Genomic DNA, 19,891 nt, shown 5'->3' with positions numbered 1-19,891 from the left:
CACTCGGGCCAGCGGAAGAACCGGCGCGGCACCCTCCAACAACCGTGGGAGTCGGACATCCATGCTTGACGGGGAGCGGGCCCGGCGGGTCGCGGCGGCAGCACAACGGTGGGCCCGGGGGCTCATCGACACCTCGGGCAACAACCGCCTGCTCTACTACCGCGATCTCAAGGCCGGCACCCTGAGCCTCGCCACCGCCGATCCGGGGGCGGTGGCCCAGCTTCTCGCCGGGCGACCCCAGACGCTCACCCAACTCTTTCCACAACCCGACGCCCAGACCGGAGCCCGTCACCGGCTGCGGGCCATCCGGGCCAAGATGCGCGAGCTGTCCGAGGAACGCGGGCTCGACGCCGGGTACGTCGCCACCGGCATGGCCACCTGGCGGGAGCCGGAACGGGCACCACACGCCCCGGTGCTCCTGCACCCGCTCCAGATCGAGGCGCTCAGCGCGACCGAAACCGAGTTCCGGTTGCAGGTCGACCCCGCTCCCATGGTCAACCCGGTCCTGCTGTTCAAGCTGGCGCGCGATCACCGGCTGGAGATCACCGAAGGCGAGCTGTTGGCCGAGTTGCCGGAGAGCGGCTTCGCACCGTCCGCGCTCTTCGACCGGCTCGCCCGGGCCGCCGCCCGGATCGACGGCTTCGAGGTCGCACCGACGCAGGTCGTCGGCACCTTCCTCTACGAGAAGCTGCCGATGGTGCAGGACATCGAACGCAACATCGACCTGCTGACCAGCAGCGACGCAATCGCGGCCCTGGCCGGGGACATCCCCGCGGCGGCCGCCCTGGCCAGTCCCGTCCCGGTGAGCCCGTCCGCGCCCGACACCGTCCCGCTCGGCGAGGAGTTCCTGGTCCTGGACGCCGACTCGTCCCAGAGCTACGCGATCAACTCGGTGGTCGCCGGCCAGCATCTGGTGGTCAAGGGACCGCCGGGCACCGGCAAGAGCCAGACGATCGCGAACATCATCGCGGCGCTGGCCGCTCGTGGGCGTACCACCCTCTTCGTCGCCGAGAAGCGGGCCGCCATCGACGCCGTACTCGGCCGGCTCGCCGCCGTCGGGCTCGACGACCTCGTGGTCAACCTGCATGGCGGGGGAACGAGCCGGCGGGAGTTGGCAGCCGCCATCGGCAGCCGACTGGAACGCATCGCCCAGGAACGGCAGCCGCGGCTCGACGACCTCGGGCGCGAACTCCTCACCCGCCGGGCCCAGCTCGTCGCCCACGACGAGATGCTGCACCGCCGGCACGAGCCGTGGGGACTTTCCGCGTTCGAGGTCCAGGAGCGGCTACTCGGCCTGCCCGCGCGGGCTCAGACCACCTTCCGTGTGGCGCCCGCCACCCTGCGCCGGATCGACCGCACGGTGGCCGAACAGCTCCGCGCGGCGCTGGTCGAGATGGCACACCTCGGCGCGTTCGACGGTTCGCTGGCGAAGAGCCCCTGGCAGGGGGCGACGATCGGCACCACCGCCACGGTGTCCGCCACCATGGGTACGGCACACACCGCGGCGTACGAGGTCCTGCCGGCCGCCCGGCAGTTACTCGACACGGTGCTCGCCGAGTGCGGGCTGCAGCCACCGCAGACCCGTGCCGCGTGGCGGGAACGCCTGGTCCTGGTCCAGGACGTCACCGGATTGACAAGCCGGTTCGACCCGAAGATCTTCGCTGGTGATGTCGACCGGTGGGTCGTCGCCACCATGGACCGCCGTGGGCGCAAGACCCGATCGGTCTCGCTGAGCTGGTCGCAGCGGCGTGCGGCGGTGCGGGAGGCGCGGGCGTTGTGGACGGGGCCGACCAAGCCCTCCCGGCGCGAACTTCACGCGGCGTTGCTCGACGTCGCCGACCAACTGCGGCGCTGGGAACTCGCCCGACGTGACACCGGACTCCCCCGGCCGGCGAGTCGGCTGGCCGCCGCCATCGACTCGCTCGACCGACTCGACCGCCTGGTCAAGGCGATCGAGACGATTCTGCCCACACCGTTCACCGCCGGCCCCGCCGATCTGACCCTGCTGCTCAACTCGTTGGCGAGCGACCAGCTCGGACTCCAGCGGATCGCCCGCCGCAACGAACTGGCCAGCACCCTGGCCGGCTGGAACCTGCACGCCCTGCTCGCCGAGCTGACCGACCGACAGGCGGGCTCGGACGACGCGGAGAACACCTTCCAGTACGCGTGGCTGGCCTCGATCGTCGACCACATCGCGCTCACCGACCCTCGGTACACGGCCGTCAACGCGGCGGCGCTCTCCTCGGCGGTCGCCGACTTCCGACGGGCCGACCGGCAGCACGTGGAGTCGACGCCGGCCCGGATCCGCCGACTGGCCGCCGCCCACCTGGTCGGTGTGCTCGACGCGCACCCGGAGCAGCAGCAACGGGTACGCAAGGAGGCGGCGAAGAAGGCCCGCCATGTGCCCGTACGCGATCTCTTCCGTTCGGCGCCGGAGGTGCTGCTCGCCGTCAAACCCTGCTGGGCGATGAGCCCGCTCCTGGTCAGCCAGGTACTACCCGCGCAGCGACTGTTCGACGTGGTCGTCTTCGACGAGGCCAGCCAGGTCGAACCGGTGGACGGCATCACCTCGATCATGCGGGGCCGTCAGATCGTCGTCGCCGGTGACGAGCACCAGCTACCGCCCACCCGGTTCTTCGACAGCGGCGACACCGGGTCCGAGGACGACAACGACGCCGACGCGTTGACCGACGACGTGGAGTCGCTGCTGCAGTCGTTCGCCACCGCCCTGCCGCTTTCCCAGGTCAAACACCTTGCCTGGCACTACCGCAGCCGCGACGAACGACTCATCGCCTTCTCCAACCGGCACATCTACGCGCCGAACGGCAACGAGCTGGTCACCTTCCCCGGCGCGGTCGCCGGGGACTGCCTGAGCCACATCCTGGTCGACCAGGGCCCGATCGGCTTCGGCCCCGCCGACCGGGTGGGCGCGGAGGTGGACCGGGTGGTCGAGCTTGTCCTCGACCACGCCGAGCGCCGGCCCGACGAATCCCTCGGCGTGATCACCATGGGGATCGCGCACGCGCAGCGAATCGACGCCGCGCTCCGTCGGGCGCTGCTCACCCGTACGGCTGTCTCGCGGTTCTTCGACGAACGCGCGGAGGAGCCGTTCTTCGTCAAGAGCATCGAGCGGGTCCAGGGCGACGAACGGGACGCGATCGTGTTGTCCGTGGGATACGGCAAGGGCCCGGACGGACGGATGCTCTACCGGTTCGGCCCGATCAACAACGACGGCGGACACCGCAGGCTCAACGTCGCCGTCACCCGGGCCCGCCGACGCGCCATCGTCGTCAGCTCGTTCGGTTCTCGGGACATGGACCCGAACAAGCTCAACGCGTTCGGCGCGAAACTGCTGCGCGGCTATCTGGAGTACGCCGAAAGCCAGGGCAGCCGGCTGACGACGACCGGAGGCGACGCCGTACTCAACCCGTTCGAGGCCGATGTCCGGGACAAACTCACCGCCGCCGGGATCCCCCTCGTGGCGCAGTACGGCGCGAGTGGCTTTCGGATCGACTTCGCCGCCCAGCACCCGGACCGTCCGGGCGAAATGGTGCTCGCCATCGAGGCCGACGGGGCGACGTACCACTCCTCGCCGAGCGCCCGGGACCGCGACCGGCTTCGCCAGGAGCACCTGGAACGCCTAGGCTGGCGCTTCCACCGGATCTGGTCGACCGAATGGTTCCGCAACAGGGACCGGGAAGTCGCCCGGGTCAGGGCCGCCTACGACGCGGCGGTCGAGCTGGCCGACCGCCCCGAGCCGGTGACGAGACCGGTCGTCGCGCCCCGAACCGCGCCGCCGGAGTCGTCGACCGAGCCCGTTCGCACAGCACCGAAACCGCCCGTCCATCTCGGTGCGTCGATCACCCAGTACAGCCGGCACGAACTGGCGGCGCTGGTCCGCTGGATCGGCAGCGACGGACGCCTGCGTACGGAGGACGACATCATCACCGAGGCGATCCGCGAACTCGGCTTGACCAGACGCGGTCCCCGGATCGTCGCCGCGTTGCGTATCGCCATCCAGGACACCCGGGGCGCCTGACCAACGCCCTGACCTGATCGGACCGCCGATATTGGTATCCGCGGTTTACCCGGGCCGGTGCCCGTCGGGTGTGGTCCGGGCAGCGATCCGCGGGCTGTTTCGTTAGGGTCCGGACACGGGATCTCGGCGGGGGGCCACGCATGGTGGAACGGGTACGGCATCCGATGGATCTGGCCGCGTACGAGACGCGGGTGCGTACCGGCCCGTGCTTCGTCTGCGCCTACCTCTCCGGTGATCCGGAATACCGGCACGAGCTGGTCTACGACGACGGTGAGCACGTCGCGTTCGTCAGCAGGTACCCGACCCTGTACGGGCACGTGCTGGTCGTACCGAGACAGCATGTCGAGCACGCGGTGCGGGACCTGAACGTCGAGGCGTACCTGCGGTTGCAGGAGGTGGTCTACCGGGTCGCACGAGCGGTCGAGGCGGTGGTGCCGAGCGAGCGGACGTACCTGCTCTCGCTCGGCAGCCAGCAGGGCAACTCCCACCTGCACTGGCACATCGCCCCGCTCCCCCCGGGCACCCCGTACGCCCAGCAGCAGTTCCAGGCACTGCTGGCGGAGAACGGTGTCATCGCGTGGTCGGACGACCAGGCCGCGGAACTCGGCAACCTGCTCCGGACCGCCCTGTGTAACGGCTGACGGCGTCGACTCCGGTGAGTGTGGCCGACACCGCCCAGAGCCGTGCGGCCTCCGGTGGCATGCCGTCGTCGGCGCCGGCCCGCTCCGGCAGGTCGGCGATGTCGCAGTGCACGCAGTAGACGCCGCCCATGCCCGCGAGCCGCGGTGACGTTGCCGCCCATACCTGCGTCGCCGCCCCCTGTTCGGGGGTCTTGAAATCCGCCCCGACCTGGTTGCCGTCCTCGTCGACCCAACCGGCCGCGACCATCTCCGACCGGGAAAGGTGACGTTGCAGCGGGGTGAGGATGTAACCGGGATGTACGGAGAACGCCCGCACCCCGTACGCCCGGCCGATGGTGTCGAGGTGTTCGGCGAACCGTACGTTGGCCATCTTCGACTGCGCGTACGCCTGCCACTTGTCGTAGCCGCGCTCGAACTGTAGGTCGTGCCAGCGGATCGCCGAGTTGGCGTAACCGGAGGCGACGGCCACCACGCGGGCACCTCCGCCGCGTACGAGCGCCGGCCACAGGCGGTTGACCAGGGCGTAGTGGCCGAGGTGGTTGGTGGCGAACTGCGCCTCCCAGCCGGGACCCACCCGGGTTTCCGGGCAGGCCATCAGCCCGGCGTTGTTGACCAGGATGTCGATTTCCCGACCCGAATCCAGGAACCGCTCGGCGAAGCCACGTACGCCGTCCAAGTCGGCCAGGTCCAGTTCGTCGACCTCGACGCCGTCGATCCCGTCGACCGCCTTCCGGGCGTCCGCCGGCCGCCGGGTGGCGACCAGCACCCGCGCACCGGCTCGGGCGAGCGCGCGGGTCGTCGCCAGGCCGAGGCCCGAATGGCCGCCGGTGACGATCGCGAGCTTTCCGGACAGGTCGATCCCCGACAGCACGTCGTCCGCGCTGCTCCGGGCACCGAATCCCGATCCGATCGAACGCTGGGGTGTCGTCATGGGCCGACGCTAGGACTTCGAGCACGGTCGAAGTCAACTGCCGGCTTCGGTCGGACGGGGCGACCTGGACGGCGTGGTCCACACTGCACCGCATGGCCACCCTGCCCACTGACGACACCGGCCGTACGTGGATCCGGGGCCGGTCCGGTGCCGTCCTGCTCATCGTGGTGGCGGTCGGGCTGGCGGTGGCCGGGATCGTGACGGCCGAGTTCGTCGGCGTGACCACCTGGCCCGGCCTCGCCCTGGGCCTGTTCCTGCCGATGCCGATCATCTTCGGCCTGTCGGCGCTGGGCCCGTGGCTCGCGCGCAGGTCGAAGCCGACCGCGCTGCGCTTGGGTAGCGAACCGGCCTTCGTGGCCCCGCCCGAGTACCTGCTGCTGGGGGGAACGGCGGCGCAACAACTGACGCTGACCGTGTTCGTCACCAACCTGGAACTGCGGATGCTGGAACCCGACCAGGGGTCCGCGCTGCTCGCGCTCATCGTGATCGGCCTGCTGGTGGCGGTCGGGGTGTTCGGGCTGTCGCTGCTGTGGGTCGTGGCGATCTTCCGTGACGGGATCCGGCTGGAGTTGCGCCCGGAGAGCCTGCTGGTGGTCACCCTGCTGGGTCGCCAGGAGGTGCCATGGCAGGCGATCGCGGTGGGCCCGCTACTGCGCCCGGGTAGCTGGGACGCCAGCCCGATCGGTATCGGCCGGCGGGACCTGGTCCGTACCAGTGGATTGATCAAGGTCTTCCCGCAGGTGTCGCTGCCGCTGCACCAGTTGGGCGTGCAGCCGGCCTTCCTCACCAATGCGATCAAGCACTACCTACTGCACCCGGAGCATCGGGCCGCGATCGGCACCCTGGAAGAGCATGATCGACTCCAGCGGGCGATGGCGGTCTACACCGCTTGACCTGGGCGGTGTTCTACATCACCTCGTTGCGCACAATAAAAGTTTGCAGCACCTGCAAGTTTCTTCGTACGGTGACGGGGTGACCATCGTCGAGGACGCCACCGCCGGGCGCCGGGACCGCAAGAAGCGGCAGACCCGGGACGCCCTGGTGTCCGCCGCGCTGCGCCTGGTGGCCGAGCGCGGGCTCGACCAGGTCACCGTCGAGGAGATCAGCGAGGCCGCGGACGTCTCCGCGCGTACGTTCTTCAACTACTTCTCGTCCAAGGACGAGGCGCTCGTCGGCGACCAGGCCGGCGACAGTGAACGGGTGCTGGCGGTGCTGGCGACCGTGCCGCCGGAGGTGCCCGCGCTGGAGGCCTTCCGGCTGGCGCTGACCCCCATGCTGGAGGAGATGCAGGCCGACTCCGCGCTCTGGCTGCTGCGGTTGAAGGTCGTGGCGCAGAACCCGTCGCTGCTGCCCCGGCTGGTGGCGGGCAGCGTCGAGACCGAACGGATGACCACCGAAGCGCTCGCCGCGCGTACGGGAGTGGGGCCGGACCACGGATATCCGGCCCTGGTCACCGCCGTCACCGGCGCGGCCTTCCGGGTCGCCATCATCCGCTGGTCCGCCAGCGGCGGCAGTCTGCCGTTGACCGAACTGGTCGACGAGGCGTTCGCCGCGGTCGCCGCCGGCCTGCCAGATCCCCGATCCGCCGCCTGACCCACCGACTTTCCGCCCCGGCCTGCCAGTGCCGGGGCCACCACATCTGCTCGTGAGTAAGGAAGCGTTGATGACCACAACCGCCGCGCCAGCCGAGACCGCGGATGCCGGCTCGGGGCGCATGTCCCGCCGGGAAGTCCTCCAGGCACTGTCCGGCCTCATGGTCGGCATGTTCGTGTCGATCCTCGCCTCCACGGTGGTGGCGAACGCGTTGCCGCGCATCATCGCCGACCTGCACGGCAGCCAGACCGTCTACACCTGGATCGTCACCAGCGAACTGCTGGCCATGACCGCGACCGTCCCGCTCTGGGGCAAGATGGCCGACCTCTACAGCAAGAAGCTGCTGATCCAGCTCTCGCTCGGCCTGTTCGTGGTCGGCTCGCTGATCGCCGGTTTCACCCCGAACGTCGAGGTGCTGCTGATCAGCCGGATCGTGCAGGGCATCGGCGCGGGCGGCATGAGCGCGCTCGCCCTGATCGTCATGGCGGCGATGATCCCGCCGCGGGAACTGGGCCGCTACGCCGGCATCTTCGGTGCGGTCTTCGGCGTCGGCACCATCGCCGGCCCGCTGATCGGCGGTGTCCTGGTCGACACCTCGTGGCTGGGCTGGCGCTGGTGCTTCCTGATCGGTGTGCCGTTCACCCTGCTGTCGATCTTCCTGCTCCAGCGCACCCTGCACCTGCCGGTCGTACGCCGGAAGGTCAACATCGACTGGGCCGGTGCCGCCCTCATCACCGCGGGCGTCTCCACCCTGCTGGTCTGGTCCTCGCTCGCCGGGCACAAGTTCGCCTGGGGTTCGGGCTGGACCGCGCTCATGGTCGGCGGCGGCCTGGTGCTGCTGGCGCTGGCGATCTGGGTCGAGTCGCGGGTGGCGGAGCCGATCATCCCGCTCAGCATCTTCCGCAACCGCACCGTCTCGCTGGCCACCGTGGCGAGCGTGCTGGTCGGTGTGGCCATGTTCGGCGGCACCGTGTTCCTGTCACAGTATTTCCAGGTTTCGCTGGGCAAGTCGCCGACCGTCGCCGGGCTGATGAGCCTGCCGATGATCTTCGGTCTGCTGGTGTCGTCCACCGTCGCCGGCCAACTCATCACCAAGTACGGCCGGTGGAAGATGTACCTGGTCGCCGGTGGTGCCATCATGACCGCCGGCATGGTGCTGCTCGGCACCATCGACGCCGGGACCAGCGTGCTGATCTTGTCGATCTACATGGCGGTGCTCGGCATCGGCGTCGGCATGCTGATGCAGAACCTGGTGCTCGCCGCGCAGAACGACGTACCCGCGCACGAGCTCGGCGCGACCACCTCGGTGCTGACCTTCTTCCGCAGCATGGGCGGCGCCATCGGCGTCAGCGCCCTCGGTGCGGTACTGGCCAACCGGGTCACCTCGCTGCTGGCCGAGAACCTCGGACCGGCTGCCGGTGGCGGCACCGGCACCGCGGCAGTGCCCGACCTCGCCACCCTGCCCGCCCCGGTGCTGCGGATCGTGCAGGACGCGTACGGCACCGCCACCGCCGACCTGTTCCTGATCGGCGCACCGATCGCGCTGCTCGCGTTCGTCGCGGTGCTGTTCATCAAGGAGAAGCCGCTGAGCACGCTGAGCGGCACCGAACGACTCGAACAGGAAGGACAGGAGGCAGCCGTCACCCTCCCGGCGACGCACTGACCGTACCGCCAGCCCGTTAGGGCACTGGACAGGACGGCGAGCCCGTACCCCACCAGCGGGTTGCGGGCTCGCGCCGTTCCTGCGGAACTGTGGTCAGTCGGAACTGTAGTCAGTCGGAGCTGTGGTCAGTCGGAGCTGTGGTCACTCGCCCCTGACGCAGAACTCGTTGCCGTCCGGATCCGCCAGCAGGATCGTGCCGTCCTGACGGATTTCGAGCCGCGTGGCCCCGAGGGAGATCAGCCCGTCGACCGCCGCCTGCTGGTCGCCAGCGGCCGGGACGAGCTCGAAGCGCTGCCGGTTCAGCTCCTTCTTCGGAGCCACGGGCGGGCCTCCCCATGCGATCTTGGTGCCGCCGCGCGGTGACTGGATCGCGGTCTCCTCGTCCTGGTCCCACACCAGCGGCCAGCCCAGCGCCTTGCCCCAGAACAGGCCGACTTCCCGGTTGCCATCGCAGGTGAGTTCACCGAGGGTGCCGCATCCGGCAAGGTAGGCGTTGCCGGGCTCGATCACGCAGAACGCGTAGCCGGCGGGGTCGGCCAGGACGACATGCCCTTCCTCGGGTCGCTGTCCGACGTCGAGGTGCCGACCGCCGAGCTTCAGCGCCGTCGTCACCGTACGCTGCTGCTCGTCGAGATCGGCACTGGTCAGGTGCAGGTGCATCCGGTCCGCTCCGAGTTGGCCCGCGCGACCCGGGACGAACCGAAGACCGAGCTGGACGTCATCGCCCGACACAAACGCACCATCGGCATCCCCGATCACCTCTCGGCCTAACAGAGCGGCCCAGAACTGCGCCAGACGAGCCGGGTCGGGCGCCTCGAAGGTCACTGCCAGCAGTCGCGAACGCATCAGCAGACGGTAGGCACCGCGCCGGCAACACAACAAGGCATTAACGATGGTTCCAGTCGAAGACACGCTGCTCAGGGCCGTTACTTGTCGGACCCTGGCGCCACACTCGACGGATGGACAAACCCAGCATCGTTTCGCAAGCGCAGTGGCAGCAGGCCCGCGACGAACTACTCAAGGCGGAAAAGGAAGCCACCCGCGCGCTGGACGCGCTCGCCGCGCGGCGCCGCCGGCTGCCGATGGTCAAATTCGACAACGGGTACGTCTTCGACACCCCGACCGGCACCAGGACGCTGCTCGACCTGTTCGAGGGCCGAGGGCAGTTGATCGTCTACCAGTTCATGGACAACGGTCCGAAACACTTCTGTCCGGGCTGCACCTGGTTCACCAACAGCGTCCCGGTGACCGGGCTCGCCGGGCTGGCCGACCGGGGCGTCTCGTGGGTCACGGTGTCCAACATGCCGCTGGCCCAGATCGAGGCGTACAAGGCGAAGATGGGGTGGACGTTGCCGTTCGTGTCGTCGCGCGGCACGTCGTTTTCGGACGACTGCGACGCCGGCCGAGGGTTCATGCTCAGCGTGTTCCTGCGCGACGGCGAAGACGTCTACCGGACCTACAACACCACGGCACGGGGTGTGGACCGGCTCGTTTTCGTCAACAGCATGCTGGACCTGACCGCGTACGGGCGGCAGGAGGACTGGGAGGACTCGCCGGCCGGCTGGCCGCAGCACCCCACGTACGGATAGGTCTACCGGCCCTCGTCGGAGTACGGGAGGTGGGCCAGCGGGCTCCGGGGCGGTCGCCATTCGAGGAACACCGCGGTGGCGTCGTCCTGGAGTTCGTCCTGCTGGTGCGTGACCACCGCGCGTACGAGCCGGCGCATGGTCTCGGGTGTGGGCAGCTCGTCGTTGAGCGCCCGGTTGACGAAGTCGACGAGCCGGTCCACCCCGAACCGCTCCCCCTCGACGCTGACCGCATCGGTCACCCCGTCGGTGTACGCGAGCACCCGGTCACCGGGGTGCAGGTCCTCCTCGTGCACCCGTGGCCGGCGCGGCGACAGGTGGCCGAGTCCCAGCGGCAGCGCGGTCGGGCCGGGCAGTTCCCGGATCGCGTGCCCGTCGCGCAGCAGCAGCGCACCTGGATGACCAGCGTTGATGACGCGCAGCCGTCCGGTGTTCCGGTCCAGTTCGGCCAGGAGCGCGGTGGAGAAGAGGTTCGGGTGCTCGGAGCGGATCCACTTGTCGATGCTGAGCGCGGTGTCGACCAGGTCCAGGCCGCACCGGCGGGCGTTGCGGTAGACGTTGACCACGAGCGAGGCGAGCGTGCTCGCCTTGATGCCGTGCCCGCAGGTGTCGAAGAGCCCGACGCTGAGCACGTTGTCGTTGAGCGCGTAGTCGAAGACGTCGCCGCCGACGTCGTAACAGGGTTCGAGGATGGCGGTGACCATCATGTCGTCGGTCGCGAACGTCAGCGGCGGCAGCAGCCCCCAGACGATCTCGGCGGCGACCTGCATCGGCAGCCGGCGTCGCATCCGTTCGACCACGTCGCCGTACGGGCGGCGGTTGACCAGGAGCTGGGCGACGCTGACGGAGAGTTCCCGTACGGCACTCTCCATGTCCGGATCTTCGTCGGCCGGACAGACGATCTCCAGTACGCCCATCCGCTCGCAGCCGACCAGCAGCGGCACCCACATCCGGTTCCCGCCGTCGACGGTCACCTGCACGTCGACGCCGCTGAACGCCCGGCCGGCGAGCGTCCCCTCGATCGACAGCACGTCGCGGTGCAGCCCGTTGCCGAGCAGCGGCACGAGCTGGGTCTGCTGGTAGTCGGCGAGGTAGACCACGATCTCGGTGGCGCCGATCGCTGGCGCGGCCCGCGTGATCAGGTCGGACAGGTCGTCCGGCCCGCCTCGCGGCGCGGTCAACTGGAGCCAGCGCACAGCATTGCCCGCGTCGACCACTCCCACCCACCCTCCGTGTCTCCCCCACCGTAGGAGCCGGGTGCCGATCCCGCCAACCGGGCGACGGGGATGCGGTCGGTGTCACCCGAGGGTGTTCACCAGCGCACTCCCCGTCGGCCCGGTGGCCGGCGTCGTCGACCGGTCTCGACCGTTCAGCCGAGCCGCTGTTTCGACCGTTCAGCCGAGCCGCTGTTTCGACCGTTCAGCCGAGCTGCTTCAGTCCGGCGGCGACGGCGTCGGCGAGCGAGGTGGTGGGGCGGCCGAGCAGGCGGGACAGGTCCTTGCTGTCGGTGTACAGCTCACCCCGGAGCATGCCGACACGGGAGTCCGCGTACACGTCGGCGGCGACCTGGGGCAGGCCGACGCTGACCAGGAAGGCGGCGTACTCGGCGGGCGTGATGTTGCGGTATTCGACCGTACGGCCGCTCTGTCGGCTGAGTTCGGCGGCCAGTTCGGTCATCGTGACGGCCAAGTCGCCACCCAGCTCGTACGCCTTGTTCTCGTGTCCTTCGCCGGTGAGCACGGCGGCGGCCGCGCCGGCGAAGTCGGCGCGGGTGGCGAGCGACAGGCGGGCGTCTCCGGAGGCGTCGACGATCGCACCGTGTTCGAGGTTCTGGGCGAAGGTGCTGGTGTAGAGGTCGACGTAGAAGCCGTTGCGCAGGAACACGAAGGGAACGCCCGACTCACGGATGAACGCCTCGGTGGCCTGGTGCTCGCCGGCGAGGACGAGCTTGGCCGTGTCGGCGTTCAAAATGCTGGTGTACGCGAGCAGCCCGACGCCGGCCGCGCGGGCGGCGTCGACCACGTTGCGGTGCTGCGGTTCGCGCTGCCCGACATCGGTGCCGGAGATGAAGAGGATCTTGTCCGCGCCCTCGAACGCGCTGGCCAGGCTCGCGGGATCGTTGTAGTCGGCGTGCCGCACCTGCACCCCGCGCTCCGCGAACCCGGCCGCCTTCTCCGGCGTCCGTACGGCGGCGACGATCTCCGCGGCGGGCACACCGCGCGCCAGCAGGTCTTCGATGACGATGGAACCGAGCTGGCCGGTGGCCCCGGTGACGACGATCATGCGTAACTCCTTGGAAGGATCAACTGACGAGTTGCCTCCCTGAAGAATGTACTAACTTTTCGAAAGTGCCGAGTAATAGTGAGCACCTTCACTAACGACAGCGCCCTGCTCACGGCTACCGTAGTCACCATGGTTGACTCCACCCCCGCGGACGACGGGTACGACGGCGACGAGGCGATGATCGCCGACGTCTTCGCCCGCGACTGCTCCTCCCGGCGCATCGTGGAGAACCTGGCCGGCAAGTGGGGCATGCTCGCCCTGGCCGCACTGCACGAGGGGTCGTACCGCTTCAACGCCCTGCGTCGCCGGGTCGACGGCGTCAGCGAGAAGATGCTCGCCCAGACCCTCCAGGGCCTCGAACGCGACGGACTGGTCCTGCGCGACGTACAGGCCACCATCCCCCCGCACGTCGAATACAGCCTCACCCCGTTCGGCGAACGCATAGCCGCCAAGATCGTGGACCTGATCGACCTGGTCCAGAACGAGGTCAACACCACCGCCACCACCACCCGCTCCGCGTAGCGCCCGCTCCGCGTAGCGCGCGCTCCGCGTAGCGCGCGTCGATCTTGCAGTTGTGGCGGTAGACAATCCCGGCGAACACCGCAATCGAGGCACCACAACTGCATGATCGTCGGCGAAAGCGGCGGGGGACGCGGGTGCAGGGGCCATCGTGGTTGGCGTGGAGCAGGCAGCGTCGTCCGGCTCCCAGCAACCGGTCGCAGAAAACCCGATGGTGTACGCCCTGGTCGTCCTCGTAGGACACGGTGATCTCGCCGGGGTCGACCAGCGGCAGCAGCCGCAGGGAGCGACCCATCACCCGGGCCAGACGCTGGGCGCCGGCCAGGTCGCGGGCAAGGACCGGCAGGCGTACGACAAAACGCTCCCGGTCGGCCATCAGTAGCGCTCCGAGACGTTCGCCGTACGGGATTGGCGCGACTGCCACTGACGCAGCGCAACCTTGACCCGGATCGTCTCGTCCCTGCTCTTGGCCAGCTCGTCGTAGAGGCCGGTCATGTCGGTGGCGACCCGGTCCAGGAACTCCCCCACCTCGTCCGGGTCGAGCCCGCGCCGCCCGAACCGTCCGACCGTACGGAACCGCCGGCCGCGCACCTGCCACGGCCGCAACGGCGCGTACGCCCTGGACCGGTAGTGGACGCCTCTGCTCTCCTGCTCGGTCCCACGAAACCGTGCCAAGAAGTTGCGCATTCCTGTGCCTGCCTTCCGGTTCGGATTGGGGTCTGGAAGGGGTGGCCCGCCCGTCCGCCGCGAACGGGCGGACCACCCCGCCCCACCACCGCAGCCTCGATCGGCAGTACGACAGCAGGGCCGCTCATGGCCACGCCAATCGAGCCCGGAGCGCACAGGCAGTAATCCGAATTCGCCCATGAGCGGGGTTCGATCCTGCAACTATACGGACAGGGGCTCAGGGGCACAACCAGCCCGCCCCACGGGGGAACAAGACTTGTGCGGTATGACCATCGATCCGCGCTCGCACACGCCGGTCTATGTGCAGCTCGCTGACCTGATCCGCGAGCGCATCGAGTCCGGCGAACTGGCGCCTGGCACGACGCTGGCGAGCGAGGCGCGACTGACCCAGGAGTACGGCATCGGCCGCGAAGCCGTACGGATGGCCGTGTCCCTGCTCCGCTCCGAGGGCTTGGTCAGCACCGTCCGAGGCCACGGCACCCGCGTACGCGAGAACCCGGAGCGCACGAAGGCGGAGTTGCCGCCTGGTGGGTCAGTGGTCGCGCGGATGCCGACCGGCAGGGAACGCCGCGACATGCAGCTCGACGAGGGCGTGCCGGTGCTCGAAATCCGTTACCCACAGGGCGAGGTAGAGGTCCAGCCAGGCGATCAGATCGAACTGACCCGGCCAAAGACCGCCTGAACCGAACGCCCTCAGATCAAGGGCGAGCCACTCGACCGCGAGAAAGCACGGAACACACGGCTACAAGCCGAACGGATGGCCGTATCGCTGCTCTGGTTCGGGCGCAGCCCTACCAGAGCATCTCCTGCCCGTAGGGCGGCTCGGCTGCGACCGGTACGAGCGACGGCTGGCGCAGGGCTAAGGTGACCGCCGCCGGAAACGTCTTGCACGGCAAACCAGGGCGTCAGGCCGCACGACTACCGAATGCCAGTTTCGGCAGACACCCGTCGACCTCATCACGGCACGCTGTCCACCGTCGAGCCCTCCGCGATGCCATCGGATCGCCAGTTCGTGTTTCATTCCGGAACGTCGCTCAGCAGGCGCCAAAGTCCACCTCTGAGGGATCAACAAGGGAACTTGACATGTAGACCACGGCCATTCCCCACCCACTGAACGCGGACGACCGACGTAACAGCGGATTCCCCGGAATAAGCCATGCCAACCAGGACACCAGCAAGCGGCGACACGGCCTACTTCCCGAAATGCTGGAGCCGAAGCCGGCTAAGACTCACGCTGTCTTGTGGCATACCAAGCGCCTGCTGCGCCAAGAGGGTGAGCACGCTGCGCCCAGTACCAAGTGGCAGGGAAGCGGCCGAGTGCGCGAGCGCGACAGGGATGACGGCATTCGGGTAGAGCTTTGTCTGCAAGCGATCCAACACCTCAAGCGTCGCCCTTAAGGTGGGATAGGAATCAAATGAGTCCGAATCTTGACGAACAAATTCACCTGACGAGTCCCGCACAGGCTTTTCGTAAGGGGCGCCACCCGGGGTCCTTGGCACCGACACAACCAGTACCTCGCCGGTCGATGTGCGATAAATGAAGCGCCGGCCGTAAAACTCATCCTTGCCATAGTAATGCTCTTCGTCTTGATTCGTTATATGGGCATTGATGTATGGAGTGTCAAGACTCATCACATGGCCATAGGGAATCGCATCGCGAATCACCGCCGCATGATCGACAAATCGGCCCGTCTTCTCAATACCCACCAAAAGCGGCGGCGCCAGATCTACTTGATCGAGCTGGGCGCACAGCGACTCCCAATACTCTCGCAGCTTCGACTTCATGGGCGCTATCGGTCCGTAAACCGCCAATGGGCCATCTGTAATGAAAAGACCCCGAGAAAGGTGTCGCGTGCTGCTACGAAAAAATCCATCGAGATATGCAACCAGAAGTAAGCGCTCTGCAATGTTCATTGCTCGCGTAAGCGTCAAGACGTTCGGGCCATCCTCAGCAAACTCTTCGTAGATTCGGAGCACATCGGTGACATATAAGGGAGCACCACACATAGGTGCCGCACATCGACCACCGGACCGCGATACAGTGTGACCCAATCCAGCAGTTTCACAGATCGGACACTTACTTAACGAAATCGAGGATGCCGGCACACCAGGACTTCCGTGGATCGCCAACAATGCGTCCGTGAGAGTGAACTTTGACCCGAAGTCCGTGATGCCGCCATCCTCAAATGCGCGGGCTAACTCTACTCGGAGACTCTCTCGGCCAGAAGCGCCGCGAACAAATACATTTGAACTCGGGAGTACACTATTCACGGTCTGGGTGATTTGCGCGCGCTCAAGCTCCCGAACGTCCACTAGCCCGTGCTGTCCAGCCGCCAAGAACTTCACAATATCAACATACACGCCGGCTATCTGAAAAAAACCAACTCGAATAGAGGGATATCCAGCCCTTGCCTCTACCTCCTGACTCGATCCGTCGAAGGCAATCGCAAAAGCCGGATCGGGTCGCTGGTCACCGGCAAGATCCGCAAGCGCAACACATCTAGCTGCTACATCCCCGAAGTCGGGTGGATAAAGAGCAGGCGTATCCCAACGTCGCATCGCATCGGCGATCGCCGGGCTAAGCGCCGTCGGTACATGGCCAAGCCGAGATGCTCGCTCACGGGAATAAGACACCTTCACTCCTTATGCAGGAAAGTCCAGGATCGACAGTCCAGCGGCAACTCGCGCTCGATTAATCATTGCGTGGTCGAATTTCGCAATCTGAACCGGGACAATGTACTTGCCCGAAAACGTCTTAACACGCGCGTAGCCTCGATCTTCCGCACGCCGCAAGTCATCCGCGAAGACTGCGAAGTCATAGTAGTGAGCAAGTTCTTTCGTCTCGTGATCAGAATTAAGGTGTGCTACAATCCAATTCGATGTATTTGACAAAATTCTTTTGTCAACACTCGTCACTTCCTGGGTCGCATAAACGAGACCCATTCCGTATTTGGCAGCCTCCTTGGCGAGACGCACCCAAGGGTCATTCTGAACGGACGACTTGCCAGCCTTCTCGCGATCAAAGAGGTTGTGAGCCTCCTCGACAACAATTTGAATAGGAATGTTCGGGAGATTGTTGCGAAATCGACGGTTAGCCATGTCAATGAGGCGGAAGACTAGGCGTTCAGACATCAGTTTGATCACCTGATCAGACCCAACTGACAGGTCGACAATTACAAGCCGACCTTCGACTAGATCGCCCCACACGCGGTCTGCCAGATCACCCTTGCTCGCGGGGTCGTGAAAGTCGACAAGGGTACGAATGCGGTTCATCACCGCAGTCCCTACCGTGGCATCGAAAACTGCAAGAATAGCCATGAATGGATCAGAATTTTGCCAGGTGGTAAAATCCAATGATTGATAAGGGGCCGGCACACGATTGTTCACAACTTCGGCGATTCGATCCGAAAGCCAGGAAACCACGTGTCGCGCAGAAGCGGGGGAATCGACAGCACAGACACCCAAGCGGGGGTTCGTCAACCGTATAACGCCAGGCCGGTCTGCCTCAAGAGCCTCACGGGTCTCCTTGTTCATCTTGAACTGCAACAAAAACCCATGCTGCGGAGCCATGAAGCTCGCTTTGGCAAAGGTGGCATATAGTGCGAGCCTGCCGCGCTGCGCAGAAAAGACAGCGTCGTAGTATTCGGAGTCACCTGCCCGCCCGTCAGCGTAGTCCGCTCGATCCGGCTCCAAGATCGACGCCGTCTTGAAAGCGTTGGCGTAGGACGAATTCATATCGACCAAAGCGTCCTGCAAAAGACCCCACACCATCGCCAGCTCACCAGTGTCGTAAAAATTGACTGCGAGCGGAAATTCCTGGTCGGATGCAACATCCGGTTTCATCTTGTAAATCCGAACGAGGTCAGTCCCTTGCCCCAAAAGTCGGAGACCCGTCATATCCTGAGCGTTCACGTTGGCATACTCGCCTTGGGGATCAAAGACGAGCTGACCAATCTTCACACCGTTCTTGGCCGCATATTCGAACACAGCCGTACAGATGGTCTTGTTCGTGTTGGATTTCCCTGCACGTGTCATCCCAAGAACAGCGGTCTTTCGAGAGATAAAGTCCGTTACACGTACCCGCACTGGGACCTGGTCCATGACGGCGCTCGTGGCGCGTCGACGCGTCGACGAAAACCTGACTACACCCAAGTCGATTAGACTGGGTGCAACGCCATCCCCAATTTCCTGTTCAGTCTGTTCCGGGTATGAGGCTATGAACGACAACACCTCTCGGGACGGAGCGTAAACAAAGTATCGGGCACCCGCGTACACGTTGTCCAGATCTGAACCCCACTGCACGTAGGGCTGCCTCGAAACAAAGTCGCTGTAGAACGTCCCGAGCACTTCACAGTCAAATGCAGACATCTGAATTTGGCTGGAGGTCAGGTTGTCTACTACGTCGTCCGGGCGCTGTTCACGGATGTCTGCATCACGCATAGCAGCCAGCCTCGTCGCTACCAACTCACTTTCATTGGGCAAGTTAGCTGTACCACGGACACGAAGTAGAATGATCTCGTCCTCGTCAAGCGGAGCGTTCGTCTCTTTGGTTGGCACCGTAGCTGCAGCAAGCAGGAACCCATTTCGAGGGACGCCGCCCACAGTATGCTTTACGAAGTCGTCAGTGATTACCGTAGCTCGATCATAGTCGAGCCTGTAGATACCACCAAGACGCTTCGCGCCCTTGAGGAGAGCGATTAGCGGATCCGCGCCGGCCGATGCAAAGCCGGCGATCCCAGACAACGCAACCATGACGTTCCTCCAGTCCGTCGTTTGTCCACGGCAACGGCGCCCGCTTAGCGGAGATCCTCTTTTGCGCCGTCGGTGTCTTCAGGCTCTCCCAACGGAATCCGTCCACTTGGCTCCGACACCTCAAGGATCCTGTAGAGGTCGGATCGCGGTACGGAATTGTAATTGGTGACCAACAGCTCATCTTTGGTGTTTCTGACATCAGATCCTGCCGCGGTGTAGCGCTGAGACACATGTAGCATCGTGTAGCACTCGGAATCTGCATAGAGGTCTCGTACTGCCGCGTTGTCGTCATAGGACAACAACCAGCGGAACGAAGAGGATTCCCGGAGTGCCTCCGCCAGAGCCCGGTGCTCCTCGGCAGTGAATGACCATTTGTATAGCCACTCAGCCTTGTCTACGTATGGTGGATCAAGGTAGAAAAGGACCTCGTCAGCATCCAAGAACTTGAAAGACGAAGCGGTCCTGCTCAACGCACTACGCCAGTCGGCCTCCCAGACGTCCAACAAGCGGCCGGTAGCAGCGAGATCGGCCACTCCCTGGATGCGTCGAATCAATCCGGCGACGCCGAATCGGCAATCGATTTTGTAGGCCGACTGCTGAGCGCGACCACCAATAGGACCAGCGCGACCATGCAAGATGCCAGAAAAAGTTGTTCGATTCAAAAAGATGCACTTCAACGCCTTTTCTCGCCGTCCCGCAGGAGAACGCGCGCGCCACCAGTCCCATCGGGCTACCGTGATTGGCTCGTCTGCAATAGCGTCGATAAGCCAACGTGCATCAAAAGCCGCTGTATACCAAAAAGCAGCAACAATTGGGTCTACGTCCGCCAAAACGCCGTGCTCCACCAGTCCCGATCCAAGAAGCCTGAGTGTCGTGGTTGCGCCGCCACAGAACGGCTCCACGACAAGCCTTGGCAAAGGAACGTTCGCCCTAACAATAGATTCCATTATCGGTACTAATTGTCGTTTTGCGCCAGGATATCTGAGCGGGCTCAGCACGGACCGGCGGAATAGCGCTTCGTCCGACACAGGCTGCGGCTTGTCGAGGGCTGCCTCGGAAGGCCACGGTTTACGACGAACGCTAACCTTCGGCTTGTCGCTCATTCATGCCTTCCACTCGAAGCAACATCTCCTGCACCCGTACCACCAATGACACCCTGGTTGGCCCGTCCACATGCGATGCCGGTGCCATCCCTAG

At 65.9% G+C, this 19,891-nt stretch carries 16 protein-coding genes and 1 pseudogene; 8 read left to right on the top strand and 9 right to left on the bottom strand.

The genetic code is table 11. The annotated features are described in order from the left end of the window. Positions 1 to 61 precede the first annotated feature (61 nt). Both AB0J90_RS05910 and AB0J90_RS05905 read left to right on the top strand, forming a co-directional pair. Positions 62 to 4,039 carry an AAA domain-containing protein gene (locus AB0J90_RS05910; protein WP_363592611.1) on the top strand — a complete coding sequence of 1,326 codons (3,978 nt, stop codon included), beginning with the start codon at positions 62 to 64 and terminating at the stop codon, positions 4,037 to 4,039. Between the two features lie 140 nt (positions 4,040 to 4,179). Continuing rightward, positions 4,180 to 4,680: an HIT family protein gene (locus AB0J90_RS05905; protein ID WP_363592609.1), complete on the top strand. Its 501-nt coding sequence runs from the start codon at positions 4,180 to 4,182 to the stop codon at positions 4,678 to 4,680. Here AB0J90_RS05905 and AB0J90_RS05900 read toward each other — a convergent pair. Then, a complete protein-coding gene (locus tag AB0J90_RS05900) occupies positions 4,610 to 5,611 on the bottom strand; it encodes an SDR family NAD(P)-dependent oxidoreductase (RefSeq protein WP_363592607.1) in 1,002 nt (333 codons plus the stop codon). The genes AB0J90_RS05905 and AB0J90_RS05900 overlap by 71 nt on opposite strands. 92 nt (positions 5,612 to 5,703) lie before the next feature. Here AB0J90_RS05900 and AB0J90_RS05895 point away from each other — a divergent pair, with 92 nt between their 5' ends. From AB0J90_RS05895 to AB0J90_RS05885, 3 genes are all read left to right on the top strand, one after another. Next, positions 5,704 to 6,504, top strand: a complete 801-nt coding sequence (locus tag AB0J90_RS05895) for a hypothetical protein (RefSeq protein ID WP_363592605.1) — start codon at positions 5,704 to 5,706, stop codon at positions 6,502 to 6,504. Between the two features lie 79 nt (positions 6,505 to 6,583). Then, the gene (locus AB0J90_RS05890; RefSeq protein ID WP_363592603.1) at positions 6,584 to 7,204 is read left to right on the top strand and encodes a TetR family transcriptional regulator; all 621 of its coding nucleotides are present in this window, start codon (positions 6,584 to 6,586) and stop codon (positions 7,202 to 7,204) included. A gap of 70 nt (positions 7,205 to 7,274) precedes the next feature. Continuing rightward, a complete protein-coding gene (locus AB0J90_RS05885; RefSeq protein ID WP_363592601.1) occupies positions 7,275 to 8,867 on the top strand; it encodes an MDR family MFS transporter in 1,593 nt (530 codons plus the stop codon). 141 nt (positions 8,868 to 9,008) lie between these two features. Here AB0J90_RS05885 and AB0J90_RS05880 read toward each other — a convergent pair whose 3' ends face one another. Further along, positions 9,009 to 9,692: a VOC family protein gene (locus tag AB0J90_RS05880; RefSeq protein ID WP_363592599.1), complete on the bottom strand. Its 684-nt coding sequence runs from the start codon at positions 9,690 to 9,692 to the stop codon at positions 9,009 to 9,011. A gap of 134 nt (positions 9,693 to 9,826) precedes the next feature. On the opposite strand from AB0J90_RS05880, the gene AB0J90_RS05875 reads away from it, so the two are divergent. Further along, positions 9,827 to 10,456 carry a DUF899 family protein gene (locus AB0J90_RS05875; protein WP_363592598.1) on the top strand — a complete coding sequence of 210 codons (630 nt, stop codon included), beginning with the start codon at positions 9,827 to 9,829 and terminating at the stop codon, positions 10,454 to 10,456. A gap of 2 nt (positions 10,457 to 10,458) precedes the next feature. Here AB0J90_RS05875 and AB0J90_RS05870 read toward each other — a convergent pair whose 3' ends face one another. Next, positions 10,459 to 11,676: a PP2C family protein-serine/threonine phosphatase gene (locus tag AB0J90_RS05870; protein WP_363592596.1), complete on the bottom strand. Its 1,218-nt coding sequence runs from the start codon at positions 11,674 to 11,676 to the stop codon at positions 10,459 to 10,461. 196 nt (positions 11,677 to 11,872) lie between these two features. Next, positions 11,873 to 12,736, bottom strand: coding sequence for an SDR family oxidoreductase (locus AB0J90_RS05865; protein WP_363592593.1), 864 nt, complete (start codon positions 12,734 to 12,736; stop codon positions 11,873 to 11,875). 129 nt (positions 12,737 to 12,865) lie between these two features. Here AB0J90_RS05865 and AB0J90_RS05860 point away from each other — a divergent pair, with 129 nt between their 5' ends. Continuing rightward, the gene (locus tag AB0J90_RS05860) at positions 12,866 to 13,258 is read left to right on the top strand and encodes a helix-turn-helix domain-containing protein (protein WP_363592591.1); all 393 of its coding nucleotides are present in this window, start codon (positions 12,866 to 12,868) and stop codon (positions 13,256 to 13,258) included. A 130-nt stretch (positions 13,259 to 13,388) separates the two neighbouring features. Here the strand turns inward: AB0J90_RS05860 and AB0J90_RS05855 are convergent. Further along, positions 13,389 to 13,631: pseudogene (locus tag AB0J90_RS05855) on the bottom strand (hypothetical protein); the annotation flags it as partial. Next, on the bottom strand, positions 13,631 to 13,942 hold the full coding sequence (locus AB0J90_RS05850) for a DivIVA domain-containing protein (RefSeq protein ID WP_363592589.1): 312 nt from the start codon (positions 13,940 to 13,942) through the stop codon (positions 13,631 to 13,633). The gene AB0J90_RS05850 and the pseudogene AB0J90_RS05855, both read right to left, overlap by 1 nt. 265 nt (positions 13,943 to 14,207) lie before the next feature. On the opposite strand from AB0J90_RS05850, the gene AB0J90_RS05845 reads away from it, so the two are divergent. Beyond that, positions 14,208 to 14,624: a winged helix-turn-helix domain-containing protein gene (locus AB0J90_RS05845; protein ID WP_363592587.1), complete on the top strand. Its 417-nt coding sequence runs from the start codon at positions 14,208 to 14,210 to the stop codon at positions 14,622 to 14,624. Between the two features lie 509 nt (positions 14,625 to 15,133). On the opposite strand, the gene AB0J90_RS05840 is transcribed toward AB0J90_RS05845, so the two are convergent. Genes AB0J90_RS05840 through AB0J90_RS05830 form a run of 3 tightly spaced genes read right to left on the bottom strand, consistent with a single transcriptional unit; the run spans position 15,134 to position 19,797 of the window. Next, positions 15,134 to 16,576 (bottom strand): hypothetical protein, encoded by a 1,443-nt coding sequence (locus tag AB0J90_RS05840; RefSeq protein WP_363592585.1) that lies wholly within the window; start codon positions 16,574 to 16,576, stop codon positions 15,134 to 15,136. A gap of 9 nt (positions 16,577 to 16,585) precedes the next feature. Next, positions 16,586 to 18,694 carry a DUF87 domain-containing protein gene (locus AB0J90_RS05835; RefSeq protein WP_363592583.1) on the bottom strand — a complete coding sequence of 703 codons (2,109 nt, stop codon included), beginning with the start codon at positions 18,692 to 18,694 and terminating at the stop codon, positions 16,586 to 16,588. Between the two features lie 44 nt (positions 18,695 to 18,738). Continuing rightward, positions 18,739 to 19,797 (bottom strand): DNA adenine methylase, encoded by a 1,059-nt coding sequence (locus AB0J90_RS05830; protein ID WP_363592581.1) that lies wholly within the window; start codon positions 19,795 to 19,797, stop codon positions 18,739 to 18,741. Between the last annotated feature and the right edge of the window lie 94 nt (positions 19,798 to 19,891).

The organism is Micromonospora sp. NPDC049523 (genome assembly GCF_040676775.1).
In the GTDB taxonomy this organism is placed as follows: Bacteria; Actinomycetota; Actinomycetes; order Mycobacteriales; family Micromonosporaceae; genus Micromonospora_G.
This window is presented reverse-complemented; position numbering and strand designations above follow the sequence as displayed.